The organism is Paraburkholderia sp. GW821-FHT02A12, assembly GCF_059422005.1.
This window is the reverse complement of the sequence record NZ_JBWKWA010000002.1, coordinates 2,838,809-2,856,218: the sequence shown is the minus strand read 5'-3', so window position 1 is coordinate 2,856,218 and position 17,410 is coordinate 2,838,809. Positions and strand designations below refer to the sequence as shown.

General features: G+C 58.0%; 16 protein-coding genes and 1 pseudogene. 11 read left to right on the top strand and 6 right to left on the bottom strand.

Translation table 11 applies throughout. The annotated features are described in order from the left end of the window. Window positions 1–4: 4 nt before the first annotated feature. The 4 genes from AC07WT_RS34295 to AC07WT_RS34280 form a co-directional block, all read right to left on the bottom strand. Window positions 5–1,078 carry a porin gene (locus AC07WT_RS34295; RefSeq protein ID WP_494950379.1) on the bottom strand — a complete coding sequence of 358 codons (1,074 nt, stop codon included), beginning with the start codon at window positions 1,076–1,078 and terminating at the stop codon, window positions 5–7. Window positions 1,079–1,205: 127 nt separating this feature from the next. Next, window positions 1,206–2,063 (bottom strand): ABC transporter permease, encoded by an 858-nt coding sequence (locus tag AC07WT_RS34290; protein WP_494950378.1) that lies wholly within the window; start codon window positions 2,061–2,063, stop codon window positions 1,206–1,208. 161 nt (window positions 2,064–2,224) lie between these two features. Beyond that, window positions 2,225–4,702 carry an ATP-binding cassette domain-containing protein gene (locus AC07WT_RS34285; RefSeq protein WP_494950377.1) on the bottom strand — a complete coding sequence of 826 codons (2,478 nt, stop codon included), beginning with the start codon at window positions 4,700–4,702 and terminating at the stop codon, window positions 2,225–2,227. Window positions 4,703–4,718: 16 nt separating this feature from the next. After that, window positions 4,719–5,870: a substrate-binding domain-containing protein gene (locus tag AC07WT_RS34280; protein WP_494950376.1), complete on the bottom strand. Its 1,152-nt coding sequence runs from the start codon at window positions 5,868–5,870 to the stop codon at window positions 4,719–4,721. 550 nt (window positions 5,871–6,420) lie between these two features. On the opposite strand from AC07WT_RS34280, the gene AC07WT_RS34275 reads away from it, so the two are divergent. After that, window positions 6,421–6,705, top strand: a complete 285-nt coding sequence (locus tag AC07WT_RS34275; RefSeq protein WP_494950375.1) for a DUF4148 domain-containing protein — start codon at window positions 6,421–6,423, stop codon at window positions 6,703–6,705. Between the two features lie 144 nt (window positions 6,706–6,849). Here the strand turns inward: AC07WT_RS34275 and AC07WT_RS34270 are convergent, their stop codons facing one another. Continuing rightward, on the bottom strand, window positions 6,850–7,392 hold the full coding sequence (locus AC07WT_RS34270) for a MarR family winged helix-turn-helix transcriptional regulator (RefSeq protein WP_494950374.1): 543 nt from the start codon (window positions 7,390–7,392) through the stop codon (window positions 6,850–6,852). 388 nt (window positions 7,393–7,780) lie between these two features. On the opposite strand from AC07WT_RS34270, the gene AC07WT_RS34265 reads away from it, so the two are divergent. The 7 genes from AC07WT_RS34265 to AC07WT_RS34235 all read left to right on the top strand — a co-directional run bounded on the left by AC07WT_RS34265 (window position 7,781) and on the right by AC07WT_RS34235 (window position 14,492). Beyond that, window positions 7,781–8,725, top strand: coding sequence for a 3-keto-5-aminohexanoate cleavage protein (locus AC07WT_RS34265; protein ID WP_494950373.1), 945 nt, complete (start codon window positions 7,781–7,783; stop codon window positions 8,723–8,725). Between the two features lie 214 nt (window positions 8,726–8,939). After that, window positions 8,940–9,983: a homogentisate 1,2-dioxygenase gene (locus AC07WT_RS34260; RefSeq protein WP_494950372.1), complete on the top strand. Its 1,044-nt coding sequence runs from the start codon at window positions 8,940–8,942 to the stop codon at window positions 9,981–9,983. 69 nt (window positions 9,984–10,052) lie between these two features. Beyond that, entirely contained in the window at window positions 10,053–10,562 is a 510-nt protein-coding gene (locus AC07WT_RS34255) for a nuclear transport factor 2 family protein (RefSeq protein ID WP_494950371.1), read from the top strand. A 47-nt stretch (window positions 10,563–10,609) separates the two neighbouring features. Beyond that, window positions 10,610–11,719 (top strand): Gfo/Idh/MocA family protein, encoded by a 1,110-nt coding sequence (locus AC07WT_RS34250; RefSeq protein ID WP_494950370.1) that lies wholly within the window; start codon window positions 10,610–10,612, stop codon window positions 11,717–11,719. Window positions 11,720–11,870: 151 nt separating this feature from the next. Further along, entirely contained in the window at window positions 11,871–13,229 is a 1,359-nt protein-coding gene (locus tag AC07WT_RS34245; RefSeq protein WP_494950369.1) for an MFS transporter, read from the top strand. Between the two features lie 34 nt (window positions 13,230–13,263). After that, window positions 13,264–13,662, top strand: coding sequence for a nuclear transport factor 2 family protein (locus AC07WT_RS34240; RefSeq protein ID WP_494950368.1), 399 nt, complete (start codon window positions 13,264–13,266; stop codon window positions 13,660–13,662). Next, the gene (locus tag AC07WT_RS34235) at window positions 13,659–14,492 is read left to right on the top strand and encodes an alpha/beta hydrolase (RefSeq protein WP_494951113.1); all 834 of its coding nucleotides are present in this window, start codon (window positions 13,659–13,661) and stop codon (window positions 14,490–14,492) included. The genes AC07WT_RS34240 and AC07WT_RS34235 overlap by 4 nt, the downstream gene beginning before the upstream one ends. Window positions 14,493–14,530: 38 nt before the next feature. Here AC07WT_RS34235 and AC07WT_RS34230 read toward each other — a convergent pair whose 3' ends face one another. Continuing rightward, window positions 14,531–15,448: a LysR substrate-binding domain-containing protein gene (locus AC07WT_RS34230; RefSeq protein ID WP_494950367.1), complete on the bottom strand. Its 918-nt coding sequence runs from the start codon at window positions 15,446–15,448 to the stop codon at window positions 14,531–14,533. Between the two features lie 183 nt (window positions 15,449–15,631). Between AC07WT_RS34230 and AC07WT_RS34225 the strand changes: the two genes are divergently transcribed. The 3 genes and pseudogenes from AC07WT_RS34225 to AC07WT_RS34215 form a co-directional block, all read left to right on the top strand. Continuing rightward, entirely contained in the window at window positions 15,632–16,330 is a 699-nt protein-coding gene (locus AC07WT_RS34225; RefSeq protein ID WP_494950366.1) for a pirin family protein, read from the top strand. A gap of 48 nt (window positions 16,331–16,378) precedes the next feature. Next, window positions 16,379–16,801 carry a DoxX family protein gene (locus tag AC07WT_RS34220; RefSeq protein ID WP_494950365.1) on the top strand — a complete coding sequence of 141 codons (423 nt, stop codon included), beginning with the start codon at window positions 16,379–16,381 and terminating at the stop codon, window positions 16,799–16,801. Between the two features lie 99 nt (window positions 16,802–16,900). After that, a pseudogene (locus tag AC07WT_RS34215) lies at window positions 16,901–17,332 on the top strand (pirin family protein); the annotation flags it as partial. Window positions 17,333–17,410 lie beyond the last annotated feature (78 nt).

The following is a 17,410-nucleotide window of genomic DNA, read 5'->3' as shown; positions in this document are numbered from 1 at the left end:
TCGGCTAGAACATGTGCATGATGCCGAAGTAGCCGCCTTGCTGGTTGTGGCCCGGCAGCGGTTGGGAATCGGCCGTCTCAACAGGGAAGACTGCGTTTTTGCCGTTGAACATCGCTCCGAGGGTCAGGTAGAGGAAGGTCCGTTTGGATAGGTTGTAGGTGGTGCCGATGGCAGCAAGATTTCCGGTGCCGCCGCCATGATTCACGTTACCGTGATACCAGCCGGCCTGGAAGGCGAGGGCAGCAGTTGCCTGATAGGAGGCGCCAACCCACTCTTGCTGGCTCCGCGTCGCCCCGCGGGGGTTAAAAGAAGAAGTGGCAACCGTGTCCTGCCCTGACGAGACAAGTTGCTGAAAGCCCGCGTAGAACTTCAGCGCATCCCACTGGTAGGTGGCGCCTACCATGTATTCGCGCGATGCGGCGTACAGGTCGGAGAACTTTCCTTTGGCGTCGCGGATTTCCTCGTATACTCCGTACGCAGCAAAACTTGCGAGGGTGTACTGTGCGCTCAAACTGAACTGACGTCCGCCCCGGAAATTACCTGCCTGGTTGCCAAAACCGTCTTGCGCCCGGAAGGAGAAGCCAGCCCAATTGGGCGAATTGTAAGTGACGACGTTCGATCGGGGACCCCACGCTCGCCCGAAGGCGAAGTTACCAACGCCTATGCCCACCTGTTCCCCTAACGGGTCAATGTACCAACCGGTTTCATCGGTCAGGCTCATGGCCTCTCCGAACCAGATACTTCCGTATTTATCGTCGGACAGACCCACATACGCGTCGCGGGTGAAGATCGTGTTCGGTGGAATCTGACCATTTCCGGAAGTAAAAAGGCTTTCTAGTTTAAAGACCGCGTGCACGCCTCCTCCGAGGTCTTCATCGCCTTTCAGGCCAAACCAGCTGTATCCGTACTGGTCGCTGCCGAACCTGAAATTGTTCTTCGACTGGCCGTTGGGCGTCGCGACGTTCGTGACGAAATCGAGACCCGAGACGACGCGTCCGTACAGGGTTACAGTGCTTTGCGCGTAGGTGTTGCAGACGCCACACGTCATCAGCGCTGCACATAGAATGATCTTTCGCATTTCGTTATCCTTAACATAAAAGAATCTCCAGAAGTTTCCTTATGACCTCTTGCGGGTCTATGCAATCAGCTAGCCAAGTTGGGTTTGTCCGGAAGAGAATGGCGCAAACCCCGGCTACTACTTTCCACTACGAGTTTTTGCGAAACGTTCCTAGCGCCGTTGGCAAATGGCGAACGGTGGTTGCGAGCAGAATCGCGCACGCCTGTACTAGCAGCTGAACTGCGGGCCCCGCACCAAGTGCCAGCACAAGTTGGCTGAGCTGCGCCATGAACAGCGCCGCGACCGCGCTAGCGATGACGCTGCCTTTTCCTCCAGTGAATGGCGTACCGCCGACAACGACAGCCGCGATGGCCGGAAGCAGATAGTCGTCGCCCGACGTCTGCGACGCACTACCAATGAATCCGGCGAGGAGCATTCCGGCGGCAGAGAAACACACCGCAGACGCGACGTAGGCACCAATCCTGTACCGCAGGACCCTCACCCCAGCAGCTTCTGCCGCGCGCGGATTTACACCCACGGCGACAAACCGGCGTCCGATCGCGGTTTTCCGGGTGATGAACCACGCTGTTATCACGAAAGCGAAGGCGAACAGGACATTGGCGGGCAAACCAATGAACTGAGCGTGCGAGATCGTCTGCATGATGGTCGGGACGTTGACTGGAACATTGCCGGTCAACGAACGGACGCCGCCAATGAGAAGCGCGTTGACTGCCAACGTTGCAACCAATGGTGTAATTGCGAACATCGAGACCAATGTTCCATTGACGATTCCAACAATCGCACCCACGCACACGGTGAAGATCACTGCAAGGACGATGGAGTCGAGACCAAATCCGGTGCGGGCCATCACCACGCCGGCAAGCGAGACTATGCCAATTGCCGACATGTCGAGTCCCCGCTGCTGGATGACCAGGGTCTGTCCCGTTGCGACAATTGCGAGGATGCCTGCGAACGGAAGCATGGCCAGAATCGAACCACGGGTCATGGTGCCTGGCGCGACCACTGAGCTTACGGAGAAGAGAAGTATCAATCCGACCCCGATCCACCAGAACTCACTGAATGCTGGAACCCGAATCGACCTCGACCTCGCGCAAAATGACCGCAAGAGATCCGAAACCACGTCTGCCTGATTGCTCGTGACCTTTCTCATTTCGCCACCGCCATTTCTCTGCTCCTGGAATAAAGGGCGACAGATGCCAGGATCATTCCGCCCAACAGATAGGACTGCCACGAATCTCCAATGTCCAGAAATGACGTGACCACATTGACCTGGATGATGAGAAGAGCACCAAGCAGGGAGCCGACAAAGGACCCGCGTCCGCCAAACAGGCTTGCCCCGCCGATGACGACGGCTGCGATGCTAGCCAGCGTGTAGTTGATGCCTGCGCTCGGGTCGCCGGACCCTACTTGCGCCATCATCGGCACGGCGGCGATGCCAGCGAGGAGCGAGCAGCCCACATACGCGGTAAGCAGCGTTAGATGTGGGCGTACGCCCGCCATACGAGCCGCTTCGAGCCGTGAGCCGACGCCACGAAACGCGAGGCCAAGCCTGGTCCTGAATAGGGCAAATTCAAGCGTGATGGCGAAAATGACCGCAACGATTGCGATAATCGGTATAAATCCCGCCTGCGTACCAATTGTCTCGACGATCGAATCAGCGATCAGCCCGCCCGGAACGGGGCGTAACAGAAGGGAAACCGCCTGCAAAGCCATGTAAGTCGCCAGCGTTGCGACCATGGGATGCAGTCGGAAGGGACCGACCAGTACCCAGTTCACTAGCCCGACTGCTATCGCGACGAGAAACACAATGACCCATCCCGACAGCTGATGCCCCAAAGTGGCTCCGTCGTTCAGGAAAAAGGACTGTATAACGACCATTAAGCCCATCAGAGGACCGACAGACAGGTCGATACCTCCAACTAGCATAAGCGCCTGCTGCCCGTATGCGACGATGGCCAGCGTCGCCACCAGTGCCAACATCCCACTCAGGTTTCGCGCGGACAGATAGGTTTCGTTAACATGCGCTGCATAGATACCCAGAGCACAGACTGCCAGTGCAAGCATGACAAGAGGGGCCCAGTCTCCGGAAGCCCACTTCCAGAATCCCGCAATGCTTGCCGAACCCCTCTCACGCTCAGTGGTCGCGGTAAGCACCGCAGACGTGATGTTGTTCTCGCTGACGGCCGCGTCGCGCAGTTCCTTTACGATGTGCCCACGAGAGAAAATCAACACGCGGTCGCACAAACCTGCCACTTCCATCGCGTCCGAGGAGACGACGATGACTGCGGTGTCGGTTGCAGCGGCCTGACGAAGCACTTTGTAAATTTCCATCCGGGCGCCAACGTCGACGCCTTGCGTCGGTTCGTCGACGAGGAGGACCTCGGGTTTGCTTGCGAGGACGCTCGCCAGGACCAGCTTTTGCTGATTGCCTCCCGACAGAGAGCGGATTGGCGTCTCAACGGACGGCGTCTTGACTGCGAAACCTGCTACTGCCAATCTGGTGCGCTTTGCTTCACTTCTCTGGCTGACCCAGCCCTTGATGGAGTCGAACGGGAGACTGCGGATCGAGAAGTTCTCGCGCACAGATAGTTCACCGAAGATGCCTTCCCTGTGCCGGTCGCCAGGGAGGCAGCGAATACCTGAAGCGGCGGCAGCCTGGGAATTCTGAAGTTTCGCCGGTTTCCCGTTTACGTTGACACTTCCACGGCTTCGGGCCAGACCGGCAAGGGCGCGCATGAACTCGCGCTGTCCATTGCCGTCTATGCCAGCCACGCCCACGATCTCTCCCTTCCGGACTTGAAGCGATATATCGGTGAAGCCTGCACCGCGCAGCGACACCACATCGAGGACCGTGCCGACGCGGCCATTTCCAGCTTTAGCGGGAAACTCCCGGTCAAGCGCCCGGCCGACGATGAGTTCGACAATCTGCTGCTCACTGAGGCCAACTGCGTCGTAGGTCCCTTGCCCTTGTCCATCGCGGAGCACGGTAAGACGATTGGCAATCTTTTGTACTTCGCGAATGCGGTGCGAGATATAGACGACTGAACAGCCTGACGCAGCGACTTGACGAATGCGTTCAAAGAGACGATCGACGTCCTCTGCCAGCAGATGTTCGGTCGGTTCATCCAGGACCAGAACCTTAGGTTTGGCGGCGAGTGCTTTTACGATCTCGACAATGAAGCGTTGTTCAGGGTTTAAGCTCAAAACGCGCTCGCTCGCGTCGATCGCGACGTCGTCACTCCATTGCCGAAGGAGTTGGTGTGCCCATTCGCTTGTTCGCATAAGCGACGGACGTTGCTCCGCAGGCACGCCGAGGTAAAGATTCTCTGCGACGGTCAGATCGGGCATGAGAGCCGGCTCCTGTCGCACGATCGCCAGCCCCAGTCGCCGCGCCTCGTCGGTGTCGCCCTTGATTTCTACGCCATTGATAACGACGCGCCCCTTTTCGGGGACGAGCGCGCCGGACGCGACAGCCATGAGAGTGGACTTACCCGCGCCGTTCTCGCCGACGAGACCGTGGACTTCTCCCGCGAGCACTGAGAATGTGACGTTATCGAGTGCACGCACGCCGGGGAAGATTTTGGTGACGCCGTCAATCTGCAGCAATGTGTTCTGGTCGTTCATGATTTATCTCGAGCGATTACTGCTCAAACACTGCCTTGAGCTTTTCTGGGTGGAGAGCTGAGGAAAGATCGGCATCAGGCGGCGCGCTCGGGTCGCACTTGGGATCGAGGCCCTTGGCGCTGTCGGCGTATGCGAAAGGAAGGATTGCGGGCGACTCGTTGTCTGTCGTGCCTTGATAGGCCGCTACCCCATGTCGCACTGCAAAGCGCACGTATGTCGTAGTGCCGTCGAGCGTGTAGTAGGGAAAGACGGCTCCAGACTTCTTGGCCGACAGGTAATGGCAGTTCAGCTCGTTGTCGCTTGCGATCGTTACGATGGCCGGCACCGGAAGATGTGCCTGTTCGAACGCTTTCGCTGCTGCGAGCGCAGTCACCCCATAGTCCGTGACGATGGCGTTAATCTGGGGGTACTGCGCAATGAGGCCCGCCGTGGCCTTTTGTGCGTCCACGGGGTTCCAGTTCGTCACCACGAACTGATTGTTCAGGAGCTTCAGATCTGGGTATTTCTGGAGCCCCGCCTTCAGGCCGTCCATGAAATTTTGCGACGGTGCGGCGCCGGGCGATCCACCCATGAACACCACGTTGCCTTTCTTGAGATTTGCTCCGAGCCAGTCAGCCCAAAGGATGCCGATCTGCTTCGTGTCTCCGACAACGTTGACGACGTAGTCGCGTCCAGCTACTCCCGATATCTGTGCCGAATACGGTACGACTGCTACGCCGGCTTTCATGGCCGCTCGCATGGCCGGGAGTTGCACGGCACCAAAATCCGGCAGCATGATAAGGACGTTGACCCCTTGTGCCACCATGCTGTTGATGTCCGAGTTTGCCTTCTGCGGGTCACCGTTGGCATTGCTGTAGATGACCCGCTTGACGTTCTTGCAACGGCTTAGCTCATCCTTGACCTCGGCAAGGCCCGTTTTGCGCCAGGTATTGCCACCGTATCCGTCAGACACGCCAACAATCATCGGCTTTGTACCGCAGAGCGGGGTGATGTCGCCTTGGCGGTTCGTGAGGGAGTCGTCTGCCGCATGTGCTGCAGTGCAGATCAAACCTGCCGAAGCAAGCAGTCCGATTTTGAGAAGAGAATCCTGGACCAGTTTCTTGCGCGGGTGGATTCGGTCCTGCATTTTTGGCGCTATGGCTTGCCAGACCCGGAACTTATCGAACATGACGATCCTCGAATTGAGTGATGAAGTTGGATTCAATGTTGGTTGAGACGGATACCAGTGCATAGTTGCGCCCGAGCTGAGCCCGGCCGGACAGCTGCCCGACCGGCAAACGCGTGCTCGTGTCCGATACGATTCGAGTCGTCCTCCTTGCTGTCATTAATTACGTAGTCCTTTGTTATGTGTATAGTCTGATCAAATCATTCGGACTCGGACTCGTCGGCCGCGGGACAGGTAAGGTTGTCCCGATTGTCACTGCATAATTCATTTGATAAGAGATGATGCTATGACAAATCGATTTATATCGAATAATGTGTTTCGGGACGACCAAAGTCAAGAATCCTGGGGAATCTCCCTAGCGATGCAGAGGCGCGCGCTACGTTCTCCAAGCGAAACGGTCGAACCCGTGTTGACCGATTGTTGACTCACCTGCAACGGAGAGTTGGCAAGACTGGTGCTTACCCTGGTGATTTTTACACTTTAGACTGCACTCAACCGTGGCAGAGAAGCTCCTTTGTAGCGCCACTAACAAAAATCGTTGAGGTACGTCGTTATGAAGTCGTTCACCAGGATGGTCCTTCTTGCTGCCCTTGTTGCAGCACCCGTTGCGTCGTTTGCACAGTCCAGTCAGTCGGTAAGTCGTGCGCAGGTGCGCGCCGAACTGGCGCAGCTGGAGAAAGCTGGCTACGACCCGCACGACTGGGTTCACTACCCCGAGAACATCCAGGCCGCTGAAGCAAAAGTCGCGGCACAGAACGCGGCAGCCCAAGCTGCCGTCTCGGGATACGGCGGTGCTGCTAACGGAACTTCCCGTTCGGGCACGGCAAGCGGTCTGTAGTATTGGGTGCTAAGGCGCCATTTTCGAAAATCGCGCAACTTGCGGCTGAGTCTTTCCCGCCTGCATCGGTAGGAAGCCTCGGCCGTTTTGTTTTATGTTCGCGCTGTGCAAAGCTCTGATGTGTCCAGCACAGGCGTTAGCCTGCTAATCGACGACCATGTCTTCGTTGGACTTCGCAGAGAGGTTTTGCGCGATCTGATGCAAAACCTCCCAGAAGATGAGCCCCTCGTTAGGGGCCACTCCATCAAAAGAGCCGGAGATCATGTGGATGATCTCCGGCATCATCTCATCGACCAGACGTCTGCCATCGTCAGTGAGGCTGACGTAGTACTTGCGCCGGTCCTTCGGATCGCGAGTCCTCCTCAATAGACCGCGCTTTTCCATGCTGTCCAAAGCGGGTACAGCGGTTGTCGAGGCGATTCCAACGCGCTTGCTCAGTTCCAGTTGATTCAGTTCGCCGCGTTGAGCCAGCACCCGCAGGTAGTACCAATGCGCGATGGACACTTTTTCGCGGTCGAGGATCCTCTGCGCCTGCACGTCGTAGAGCCGATGCAACGTTCGGGTCATCCATGGAACCGTTCTGCCCCGATCGTCGAAGATCTCGGGCGCTTCCTTTTCCGCTGAGCCGCAAACCGGCTCGACGGCATCCAGGGTCGTATCGATTGCGGTGGAGTGGGACTTAACCATTCGCTCATTCCTCGACATGTAGATGGGGCTCGGCGGGTAGCCGGGTCGCCCGGACAAGCGCTGCAGTCAAAGCGTTTCACCCAGGGAATTCCCTGTTGCACTTGACTTTGTTCATTCCAAAACACATCATTCGATATAAATCGATTCTGCTTGGAATCATCGTAACACAAATGATCTGGTTGCGAGAACGGTAGGCCGGTCGCGTGTTATGACTCTGTTCCGAGGCTGGGGCAGCGTTCGCGTCGTTTTTTATTGGAATAGGAATGCTAACAAGTTGATGGTGCTGGAAGTAGTCCGTCAACCCTGTTGGGCCCCTTATTGCCAGCCTGATTGCCGTTGGTTCGGAACAGTTCGAACCCTTACTTCACCACGTATGTCGAGGACTATCATGATCGAAAAACTGCCACTTTGGGAAGCCGCCAGGCGCGAAATGGAGGAGTATCAGTTCCTCGCTGGATCCGAACTGCAGCCCAAATGGGACGTTCCACAAAAGATTGCCATCAACGCGGCTGTGTCTGGCCGCTTTGAAACGACCACGTCACTTGAGGAATACGTGGATGCAGCGTCCAGCGTGATCGAGGCCGGTGCATGCGGCGTTCACATTGACTTTTCATGGATGACCGACAAACAGGGTCGACGCCTTGACCGGGACATTCCACCGGTCGAAGCCTATTCGGCTGTTCTAGAACCGCTCAAGGCGCGTTTTGGCAAGGACTTCGTCCCGAACCTGAATGTGCTCCACGGAACGACCTTCGATATGTGCATGAGTCCAGCGCGTGCGGGACTGACTGAGGTAGCGCCGTGCGCTCCGGGTCACCCGGAAGCCTTCATGGTGCCGGCAATTGAGGCGCTCGAGGCCGCTGGTGTCAAGCCGGAACTCGCAATCCATAGCTCCGGAGAGATTGAACTTGCGAAACGAAAGCTCATTGATACAGGCATCCTCAAGAAACCGTACAACTGGCTGCTTCTGTACGGACTGCCGTTCAACGTTGGTCGCACCCTGGTTTCGGGAACCTGGGTCAGCAATGCTCAGGACATGACCCGTCACATGTTCCTGATGGTCGATCAGATTCGCCAGATTGACCCAACCTCAGTCATCAGTGTTTGTGCGGCCGGGCGCGCAACTCTGTACATGACGACGCTTGCCACGATGATGGGGTTACACATCCGTATCGGGACGGAAGACACGCCGTGGAAGTACCCGAACAGCGACGAGCATCTCAAGGACAACCTTGAAATGTTCAATATGGCGCGTGACATCGCTGGCTTGCTCGGACGCACTCCGGCAACCGCGAACGAGTATCGGGCGCTGGTTGGAAAGCCGACCCGCTAATAACACTTAACAACGATGGCGCAACGTTCGCGGCGCCACTTGCAAACGCGACTGTTCGTCCGGCTTTTGCATAAGATAGATCGCAGGGAAGACAAGACTCGTTTGTAGGCGGGGTGAGCAGTGCCTCTAGTGCGGCGACAACAACGCATGCCTGGACGGTCCGACGAGGCACGCCCGTTGTGTGTGTGTGTTTGACAGCGAAGGAGATTGACAAATGAGTGATCAGACAAATGGCGGAGAGCCTCCTGTGCAACTGTGGACTCGGGATGGGTTCATGGGCGCAATTTCTGTCGTTACCCGCTCGACATACGCGCCGGACTACCTTTCTGTGGAAGGTCCGCATGCACCGCGACGAGCAGTCCTTGATCGACTGATCCCTGACGATCAGGACGATGCGCAAGCCCTTTCGACAACCGTGGCTACATCCAGGCTGGGTGTCAAGTTGCTTGTGTCCGGTCGCCGCACGCCAATGCCGTATGTGGTTCGAAATGTCGAAGCAGACGAAATTCATTTCATTCAGTCGGGTCATGTCAAATTCGAAACCGACGTTGGCTGTCTTACGGCCGAGGAAGGTGACTTTGTCTGTATCCCACGTGCGATAGCGTATCGATACGCGCCGACCGGCGACGCCATGCGCAGCATCATCGTCGAAAGCCCGTCAGCCTTGAAACTCTCACCTCCGGCGCCTACAGGAATGGTCAACGTCGCGCGGGACGTGACGTATGCCAAGGTTGATCCCGAAATTCCCGTGGGCGGACCGACAAAACTGATCTTGAAGACCACCGACGGTGAGAACACGGTGTTCACAATGCCGCACGACCCGCTCTCTCTAGGTCTGCAACTTTCGGAGTCGGTTCCCGTGTGGAAGCTGAATCTGAACAAGATTCAGGTTCTCACCTATTTGCCCGAAGGAGGGCCTCCAAGTCCGTTTCTGTCGTCCAGCGCGGGAGACGTGCTGATGTTTAACCTCAGTTCGCGCATCTCGAGTCGACCACCGATTCATATCAATGCGGACTTCGATGAGGTGATCTGTTATGTGCGCGGACCTGGTGTCTGGGGAGGGTGCTCGGAGCCTGGCACGTTGACCTGCGTGCCAAAGGGTGTCATTCACCACGGACCTGCCGAGAACGTTCCGGAGACCTATCAGGCGTGGTTGCTGGAAACGCGTGCGACGCTTCGCTGGACGCCCAAGGCGATTGCGGCCTCGCAGTTGATGGAAACAGGTGAATACGGACCGCATCCGAGCGTGAGCAAATGACTCTAGCGCTTGTGCGCCTCGAAGGTGGCGTGCGGTGTGGAGTATCAGGAAACCTAACAGGAGACTAACGTGGAAGCGCGGCTTCAACAGTTTCTCGACGAGGCAGAGATCAAGCGCGTTCATATCCGCTATTGCCGGGGTATCGACCGGATGGACTGGGATCTCGTGCGCTCGTGTTATCACCCGGATGCGATTGATCGTCACGGAGCCTATAACGGCGGAGTGGAAGGGTTCATTGAATGGGCTGCGGAGTTGTTGCCGGCTTTTGAATGCACACAACACTTTACGGGCAACCAGTACGTGCAGATCGATGGCGACGTGGCGTACGCGGAGCACTATGCGCACGCATTCCACAGGACGAAGCCTGAAGGCGACAAGCCCGCCATGGACTGGGTCGTGAACATCCGGTACGTCGACCGGATGGAACGGCGAAATGGTGAGTGGCGCATCGCCGACCGTGTCGTGGTGCTTGATTCCCAGCGTTTGGACCCAGTCCCCACCGACCTGGCGCCACTTGAGAACTCCAACGTTGGACGGCGCGATAAGGATGATCCGTCGTACAAGTACGGGCTCGTCTGAAATCCTGACGGTCAGAATGAAAGTTACTTAACGGTTTTGAGGAAGCAATGGAAAAACGTTTTCGTGTGGGCATTATCGGTCTGAGCGCCGAGCGTGGTTGGGCCACTACTGCTCATATTCCAGCACTGCGCGCCTTGTCGGATGTGTTTGAAATCGCCGGTGTGGCAAACACCAGTCTGGCGAGTGCGCAGGCCGCCGCCGCCGCCTTTGACATTCCACGCGCCTTCGAGAACGTGGCGGAACTCGTCGCGTCTCCAGACATTGATGTCGTGGTTGTAACGGTAAAGGTCCCATACCATAGGGAAGTAGTCGCGGCGGCGCTTGAGGCTGGAAAGAGGGTCTACTGTGAATGGCCGCTTGGAAATGGACTTGCCGAAGCCACTGAACTCGCGCGTCTCGCGAATGAAGCGAAGGTGCTAGCCGTTATTGGAACTCAAGCGATTGCGTCACCTGAAGTGCAATTCATTCGCGCGCTCGTTGCCGATGGGTACGTCGGAGACGTGTTGTCGTCGACCTATATCAGTGCCGGGGTCAGCTGGGGCGAACGCATCCCGCGCGGTGACGCTTATGCCATGGACTCCAAAAACGGCGCGACCCTGCTTTCGGTCATCGGTGGACATGCCATCGCGGCGGTGCAAAGTGTACTGGGGCCCATCCGCGAGATTGATGCCGTATTGTCGCGGCGTCGGCAAACCGTGAGCATCGTCGAAACGGGAGAGAGCATCCCGATGAAGACGCCCGATCATGTGATGATTAACGCGGTGCTTCAGTCTGGCGCGCCTCTGTCTTTGCAGCTTCGCGGTGGTTTGCCGCGCGGAACCAGGTTTCTATGGGAGATAAATGGAACCGAAGGGGATCTGCGCATCACCGCAGCGATCGAACAGGTTCCTGTGGTGAACATCTCGCCGCTGCGCGTGGAAGGGGGGCGTAAAGGCCAGGACGGCTACATCGAGCTTGAGATACCGCAATCGTATTGCTTCGGTCTTAGGGATGCCGTAGCTGCCCGAAACGTGGCAGGAATATACCGGCTAATGGCTGACGATCTGCGCCTCGGAACCCACACGGCTCCCAGTTTTGATGATGCGCTCGGACTTCACAAGGTTCTATCCGCGATTGAACAGTCTGATCAGACAGGTCGACGGGTACGCGTCCGTTGATCGGCGCGTTGGTCGTCAACCGGCGTGATATACGCGGCCAGTGCGCCCCCTTCATAATTGGCGGCAACCATCTTGCATGGGACCGGAGTAAGCGCTATGGGGCTGGAATAAGCGCTAAAGCGCTAACTCTGATCGACACAGGAGACAAACGATGAAACGTGCTTCGGTCGTCGACGTCCAGAGATTCATCGACGAGCACCCGTTCGACCGCTTTCAACGACTTATTTTTTTCATGTGCTTCGTGATTGTCATGCTGGATGGGTTCGACACTGCGGCAATCGGTTTCATCGCGCCGTCGTTACTTCATGAATGGCATCTCGCCAAGCCCGACCTCGCACCCGTCCTGGGTGCCGCGCTGTTCGGCCTCGCGTTCGGTGCGCTCGTGTCCGGCCCTTTATCAGACCGTGTTGGACGACGGTCCCTGATGGTCGGGTCCGTGTTCCTCTTCGGTATTGCCTGTGTCGTGTCCGCGTTCTCGACGAGTATTGGTCAACTGACCGTGCTGCGCTTCATGACGGGCATCGGCCTCGGCGCAGCGATGCCTGGCGCGGTGACAATGATGGACGAGTTCTGCCCGACCCGACGCCGCGCAACTGTGACCAGCCTGATGTGCTGCGGATTCCCACTCGGCGCTGCTTTGGGCGGATTGCTTGCGGCATGGTTGATTCCCCATGCTGGCTGGCGGAGTGTTCTGATGCTGGGCGGGGTCGCACCGATACTTCACAGTGTCCTGCTATTGCTCAAGATGCCGGAATCTGTACGCTTCATGGTTGCAAATGGCAAACCCGTAGCGCGCATTCGCGCAATTCTGGTGCGCATCTCCGATGAAGCAATCAATGCGCGCGGCTTCGCACTGACCGAGAGCGCGCCGGGAACGGGCGACAACGGGCTCGGCCTTGTGCTGTCGCGTTCATACATCGTCGGTTCATTGATGCTATGGTTCGCGGCCTTCATGGGCCTCCTGATTATCTACGCGTTAATCAACTGGATGCCAATTCTGCTGAAGGATGCAGGCCTGAGCCTGAAGAGCGCGACGCTGATCTCTGCACTGTTCCCGCTGGGTGGTGTCGGCGCGGTGCTGTGCGGCGCGCTGATGGATCGCTTCAATGCAAATCTCGTGATTGCCGCGTGCTACGCGCTCGCTGCGATCAGCCTCGTTTGTATTGGAGAGACGGCAGGAAGCGTTAGCCTACTCGTGCCAATCGTACTTGTGTCCGGCGTGCTGATGAACACCGCACAAGCCTCAATGAATGCTCTTGCGGCTGCCTTTTATCCGACTGAGGGGCGTGGCACCGGTGTCGCGTGGATGCTCGGCATGGCCCGCTTTGGCGGCATCGCAGGCTCGTTTCTCGTAGCCGAACTCGTACGCTGGCATTTTACGTTTGTCGGTGTCTTCGCGACGATCGCTGTTGCCGGAGTCCTTTCGTGTATCGCTTTGCTAGTCAAGCAGCTTGCACCGCCACACATCTTCAGAACGGCGCCCGACGGAGTCGGATCGCTGACTCATTGACGTACTCATTCACCATTTGAGGAGGAGACTCGACATGTTCACTGAGGCGCCCACAGCAGCGTTCGATTATGTATCAGAGGTGTACGAGGCGATTGATTCGAGGGACGAGCAACGGTTAGCGCGTTTCTTGACGGAAAACTGCACGTTTGTCTACGCCAATAACGACCCTGTCATCGGACGCGCGAATGTTGTCGAGTATTCGAAGAAGTTCATGGCATTGATTGCCGGCATCAAGCACCAATTGCTTGATGTCTGGGCATTCGACGACGTCATTGTCTCGCGGATCGAAGTGACCTACACGCGCAAGGACGGTTCGACACTGACTGTGCCGGCCGTGACGATTTGGCGGGTACGCGATAGGCAAATCGACGACTACCGTATCTACATCGACGTTGCGCCGCTGTTCGTGGACGGCGGCAATCTCGCAAGATAAGACGTTCAAAAGGATTATTTGGACGCCTCCCGAATTGCAGGCCTGGCGCGAATGCGACGGTTGGCGGTATCCGGGGGCTCTGGGTTCATCCTGGGCATTCTCGATCTGACGAGGCGATCCTCCATCTGCACGCCGGATGGTTCAACCTGGGAACTGCCAAAGCATTTCGCCACCTGGTCGGCCATATCGCCGCGAGGGCGGGAGCGAGTGCATTTATCCCGGACTATCGGCTTGCTCCCGAGCATCCTTTTCCGGCAGCCGTCAACGATGTGCTGGCGTGTTACCGCGGGCTTGAGGAAACGGGAATTCGCCGGATTGCGATCACGGGAGACTCTGCCGGAGGCAATCTCGCACTGGTACTCGCCGCGTGCGTCTCCGGCGACGCGGTCTCCGCCAAGGCGGCTCTTGTTGGCGTGGCCGCACTGTCGCCGGTTACCGATTTGACGCTCTCGGGCGAGACGTATGTGACGCGCGCGGATGCCGATCCGTATTTCACCCTCCCGCAGGTGGTGGAACTGGTGCGTTCCTATTTGGGGAGTGCCGATCCGAAACCTCCTCTGGCTTCGCCGCTCCACGCGCGACTTTCCGGGTTGCCCCCTGTTCGCATTCACGTCGGAGATGACGAAGTATTGCTCGATGATTCGCGCAGCTATGTCGAGCGTGCCATCGCAGCCGGAACCGATGCCCAGCTTGATGTCTGGATGGGGATGCCGCATGGATTCGCCGGCAGTGTCGGAAGGTTGAAGGCGTCGACACAGGCGCTGGATGCCATCGGCATGTTTCTCACTGAAAAGCTGCTGGCAGGCGCCGGCTCGCATACTGCACGCTGAAACCACAGCGTAGGGAGTGCTCGTCGCGGGCGGCCGCTCTAGCGCTGCCGGTTCAGACCTTCGCATCCTGCAACGAGTGCATCGAGCAAGTGACGGACGGCCGGAACCATGCCTCGGCGCGTGGGGAAGAGCGCATGGACAAGGGCCGGCGTGCTAGCCAGACCTGGCAGCAGGTGCTGCAGGCGGCCGGCCTGAATATCGGCCTCAACCAGCTCCCTAGGCAGCATTGCCACGCCGACGCCAGATATCGCCGCGACCCGAAGGCTGGCCAGGTCGTCGGTCGCCAAGCGGGGCTGGTGTACCCATGCTGTCGAGCGCCCCTCAACGTCGACCAGATTCCAGACAAATCGCCCGCTGCTGCTGGCCATGGAAAGGGTGGGCCATTCCTTCACGGATTCGATCGAGCTGGGCGCCGGATGGCGCGCCGCCAATTCGGGACTGGCAACCAGAATGTGGATCGACAAGCCCAGTTGGCGGACGGCGAGATCGGTGTTTTCCAACGGCGGAAGCCTGACCCGGATGGCAAAGTCCAGGCCTTCCTCGACGACATCCACGCGGCGGTTGGTTGCATCCAGCAGGACCTGGACATCAGGGTTGTCCTGAACATATCGCGCGATGATCGTGGAGATACCGGATTCCAGTAAGGCCACGGGGCAGCTGATGCGGACGGTGCCCTGCGGCTTGGAGCGCGTGCGGTCCACGATATCTTTGGCGGCCTTTGCTTCCGCCACCAGCGCAAGGCAATGCTGGTGGAACTGCCGCCCGGTTTCCGTCAACGACAGACTCCGGCTGGTGCGATTGAGCAGGCGGACGCCAAGTTCTTCTTCCAGGGCGCGAATGCGCCGGCTGAGTTTCGATGTCTGTAGGCCGAGGCTGCGCGCGGCCGCCGTGTAGCTTCCATGCTCGACCACCTCTGCGAAGAGCCGAAGATCATTGAGCTCAGTGATTGCGTTCATGGGCAGACTTCAACTCCTTCTGATCATTCTATTTTAGGCAATGATGCGTTCCAATCTAGCATCTATGCGCTGGTTCGTTGCAAATATAGCATTCGTCCCATCACCTGCACCAGCGCCGAATTCGGTGGGTGGCACAGGTGACAAGCGTCGTCGCATTTGCGATGGCGAGAAACGGAGGCGGACATGCTCACACACAGGCGTTGGGAATCATTGGACAGGGCGGAACTCGGTTGGCTGCGCGCGAAACACCATTTCGTGGTCAGCGCCGACGGCAATCCCGCGCACGCGGCCCTGGGTCCCCTGATTGTCTGGAACGACGACGAGATCGCCGTTGGCAGCGGTTTCCCCATGCACGGGCACCGCGACATGGAGATCATCACCTATGTGCGGCAAGGCCTGCTCGGGCATCAAGACACCTTGGGATCCGAGGGAGCGATCCACGCAGGCGATGTCCAGGTCATGAGCGCCGGCACGGGCATACGTCACGCCGAGTTCAACCGGGGCGAGGTGCCGCTCAAGGTTTATCAGATCTGGTTGCTGCCTCGTGAAGCCGGTGGCGAACCCGCGTGGGATACCAAGCCGTTTCCAAAAGGCGACCGGTCTGGGCGCTTCGTAGTCCTTGCCAGCGGGTTCGCCGGCGATGAAGGTGCGCTTCCTGTCCGCGCCGATGCGCGTGTGCTTGGCGCGATGCTAAAGGCAGGCGAGAGCGTTCGACACGAGTTGGGTCCAGCGCGTCGTGCCTATCTCGTCGTGGCCTCGGGACGCATCGAAATGAATGGCGAGCCCGTTGGACCGCTAGACGGCGTGGCGATCACGAAAGTCGCTGCGGCGCAGATTTCTGCTCTTGAAGATTCTGAGCTGGTGATGGTGGACGCCGGCTAATTCCCTTTTTCGTAATCCACCTATGCAAATTCATTTCTGGAGATCGTAATGGAACGTTTCAAATTTATTCCGCTGTTGGGCCGCATTTTGATCGGTGCGCCGTTTGTCATGAGCGGGCTGGGCAAGCTCGCAGCGTATGGTGCGACAGTTGGCTATATTGCAGCCATGGGCCTGCCCGTGCCACCACTCGCGTTCGTTGTTGCCGTGCTGACCGAGTTAGGCGGCGGCCTGCTGCTGCTGTCGGGCTACAGGGCTCGCGTCGTTTCGCTGGCGATGGCGGTGTTCTGCGTGGTCACCGCGATGTTCTTTCACCACAACTTCGCAGATCAAAACCAGATGATTCACTTCCTCAAGAATGTGATGATGGCCGGTGGCCTCCTGCAAATCACCTGGTTCGGTGCCGGCGCGTTCAGCCTGGACGCGCGCTCCGGTCGGATAGCTTCGCGTGTTTCACCTCTGAACGCGAGCTAAGAAGACGGACTCGTCGAGGCGATCGCTTGCCTGATCCGGTATGCGATCGTCTCGTCGTGATGTTTCTCTGTTGTTGGAGTACCAGTGGGAGCCAACACCATGTCTTTCGAAACGATCCCATCGCGCGTCCCATCGCAAAGTTTTGCAGAAGATGGAGCATTGCCCGATATGCAAACTACTGCCCATACCTCTGGTCTGCTGCGTGGCGGGAAAGCGATAGTCACGCGGACGGCAGGCCAGCAACACGGTCCTGTAAAGCGGCTGGTCAGCCCGTCCGAACTTGGAGAGATGCTGAAACCTTTCGTCTTTCTCGACTATTTCGATAGCTCGGTGGAAGCCGAAATGCGGTTTTCCATGCATCCCCATTCCGGCCTCGCCACGACGACCGTGCTGCTGGAAGGTGAAGTTGAATATGAAGACACGACAGGCGCATCAGGGATCATGCCGTCCGGCGGCGTCGAGTGGATGAATGCGGGCAGGGGCGTGTGGCACGATGGCTGTGCCAGAGGCGATGGGCTGATGCGCGGCTATCAGCTGTGGGTCGCGTTGCCCCCTGAGCTCGAACTAGGCGCGCCCAGACAAATAAAGCATAAGTTGCAAAGAAAAATC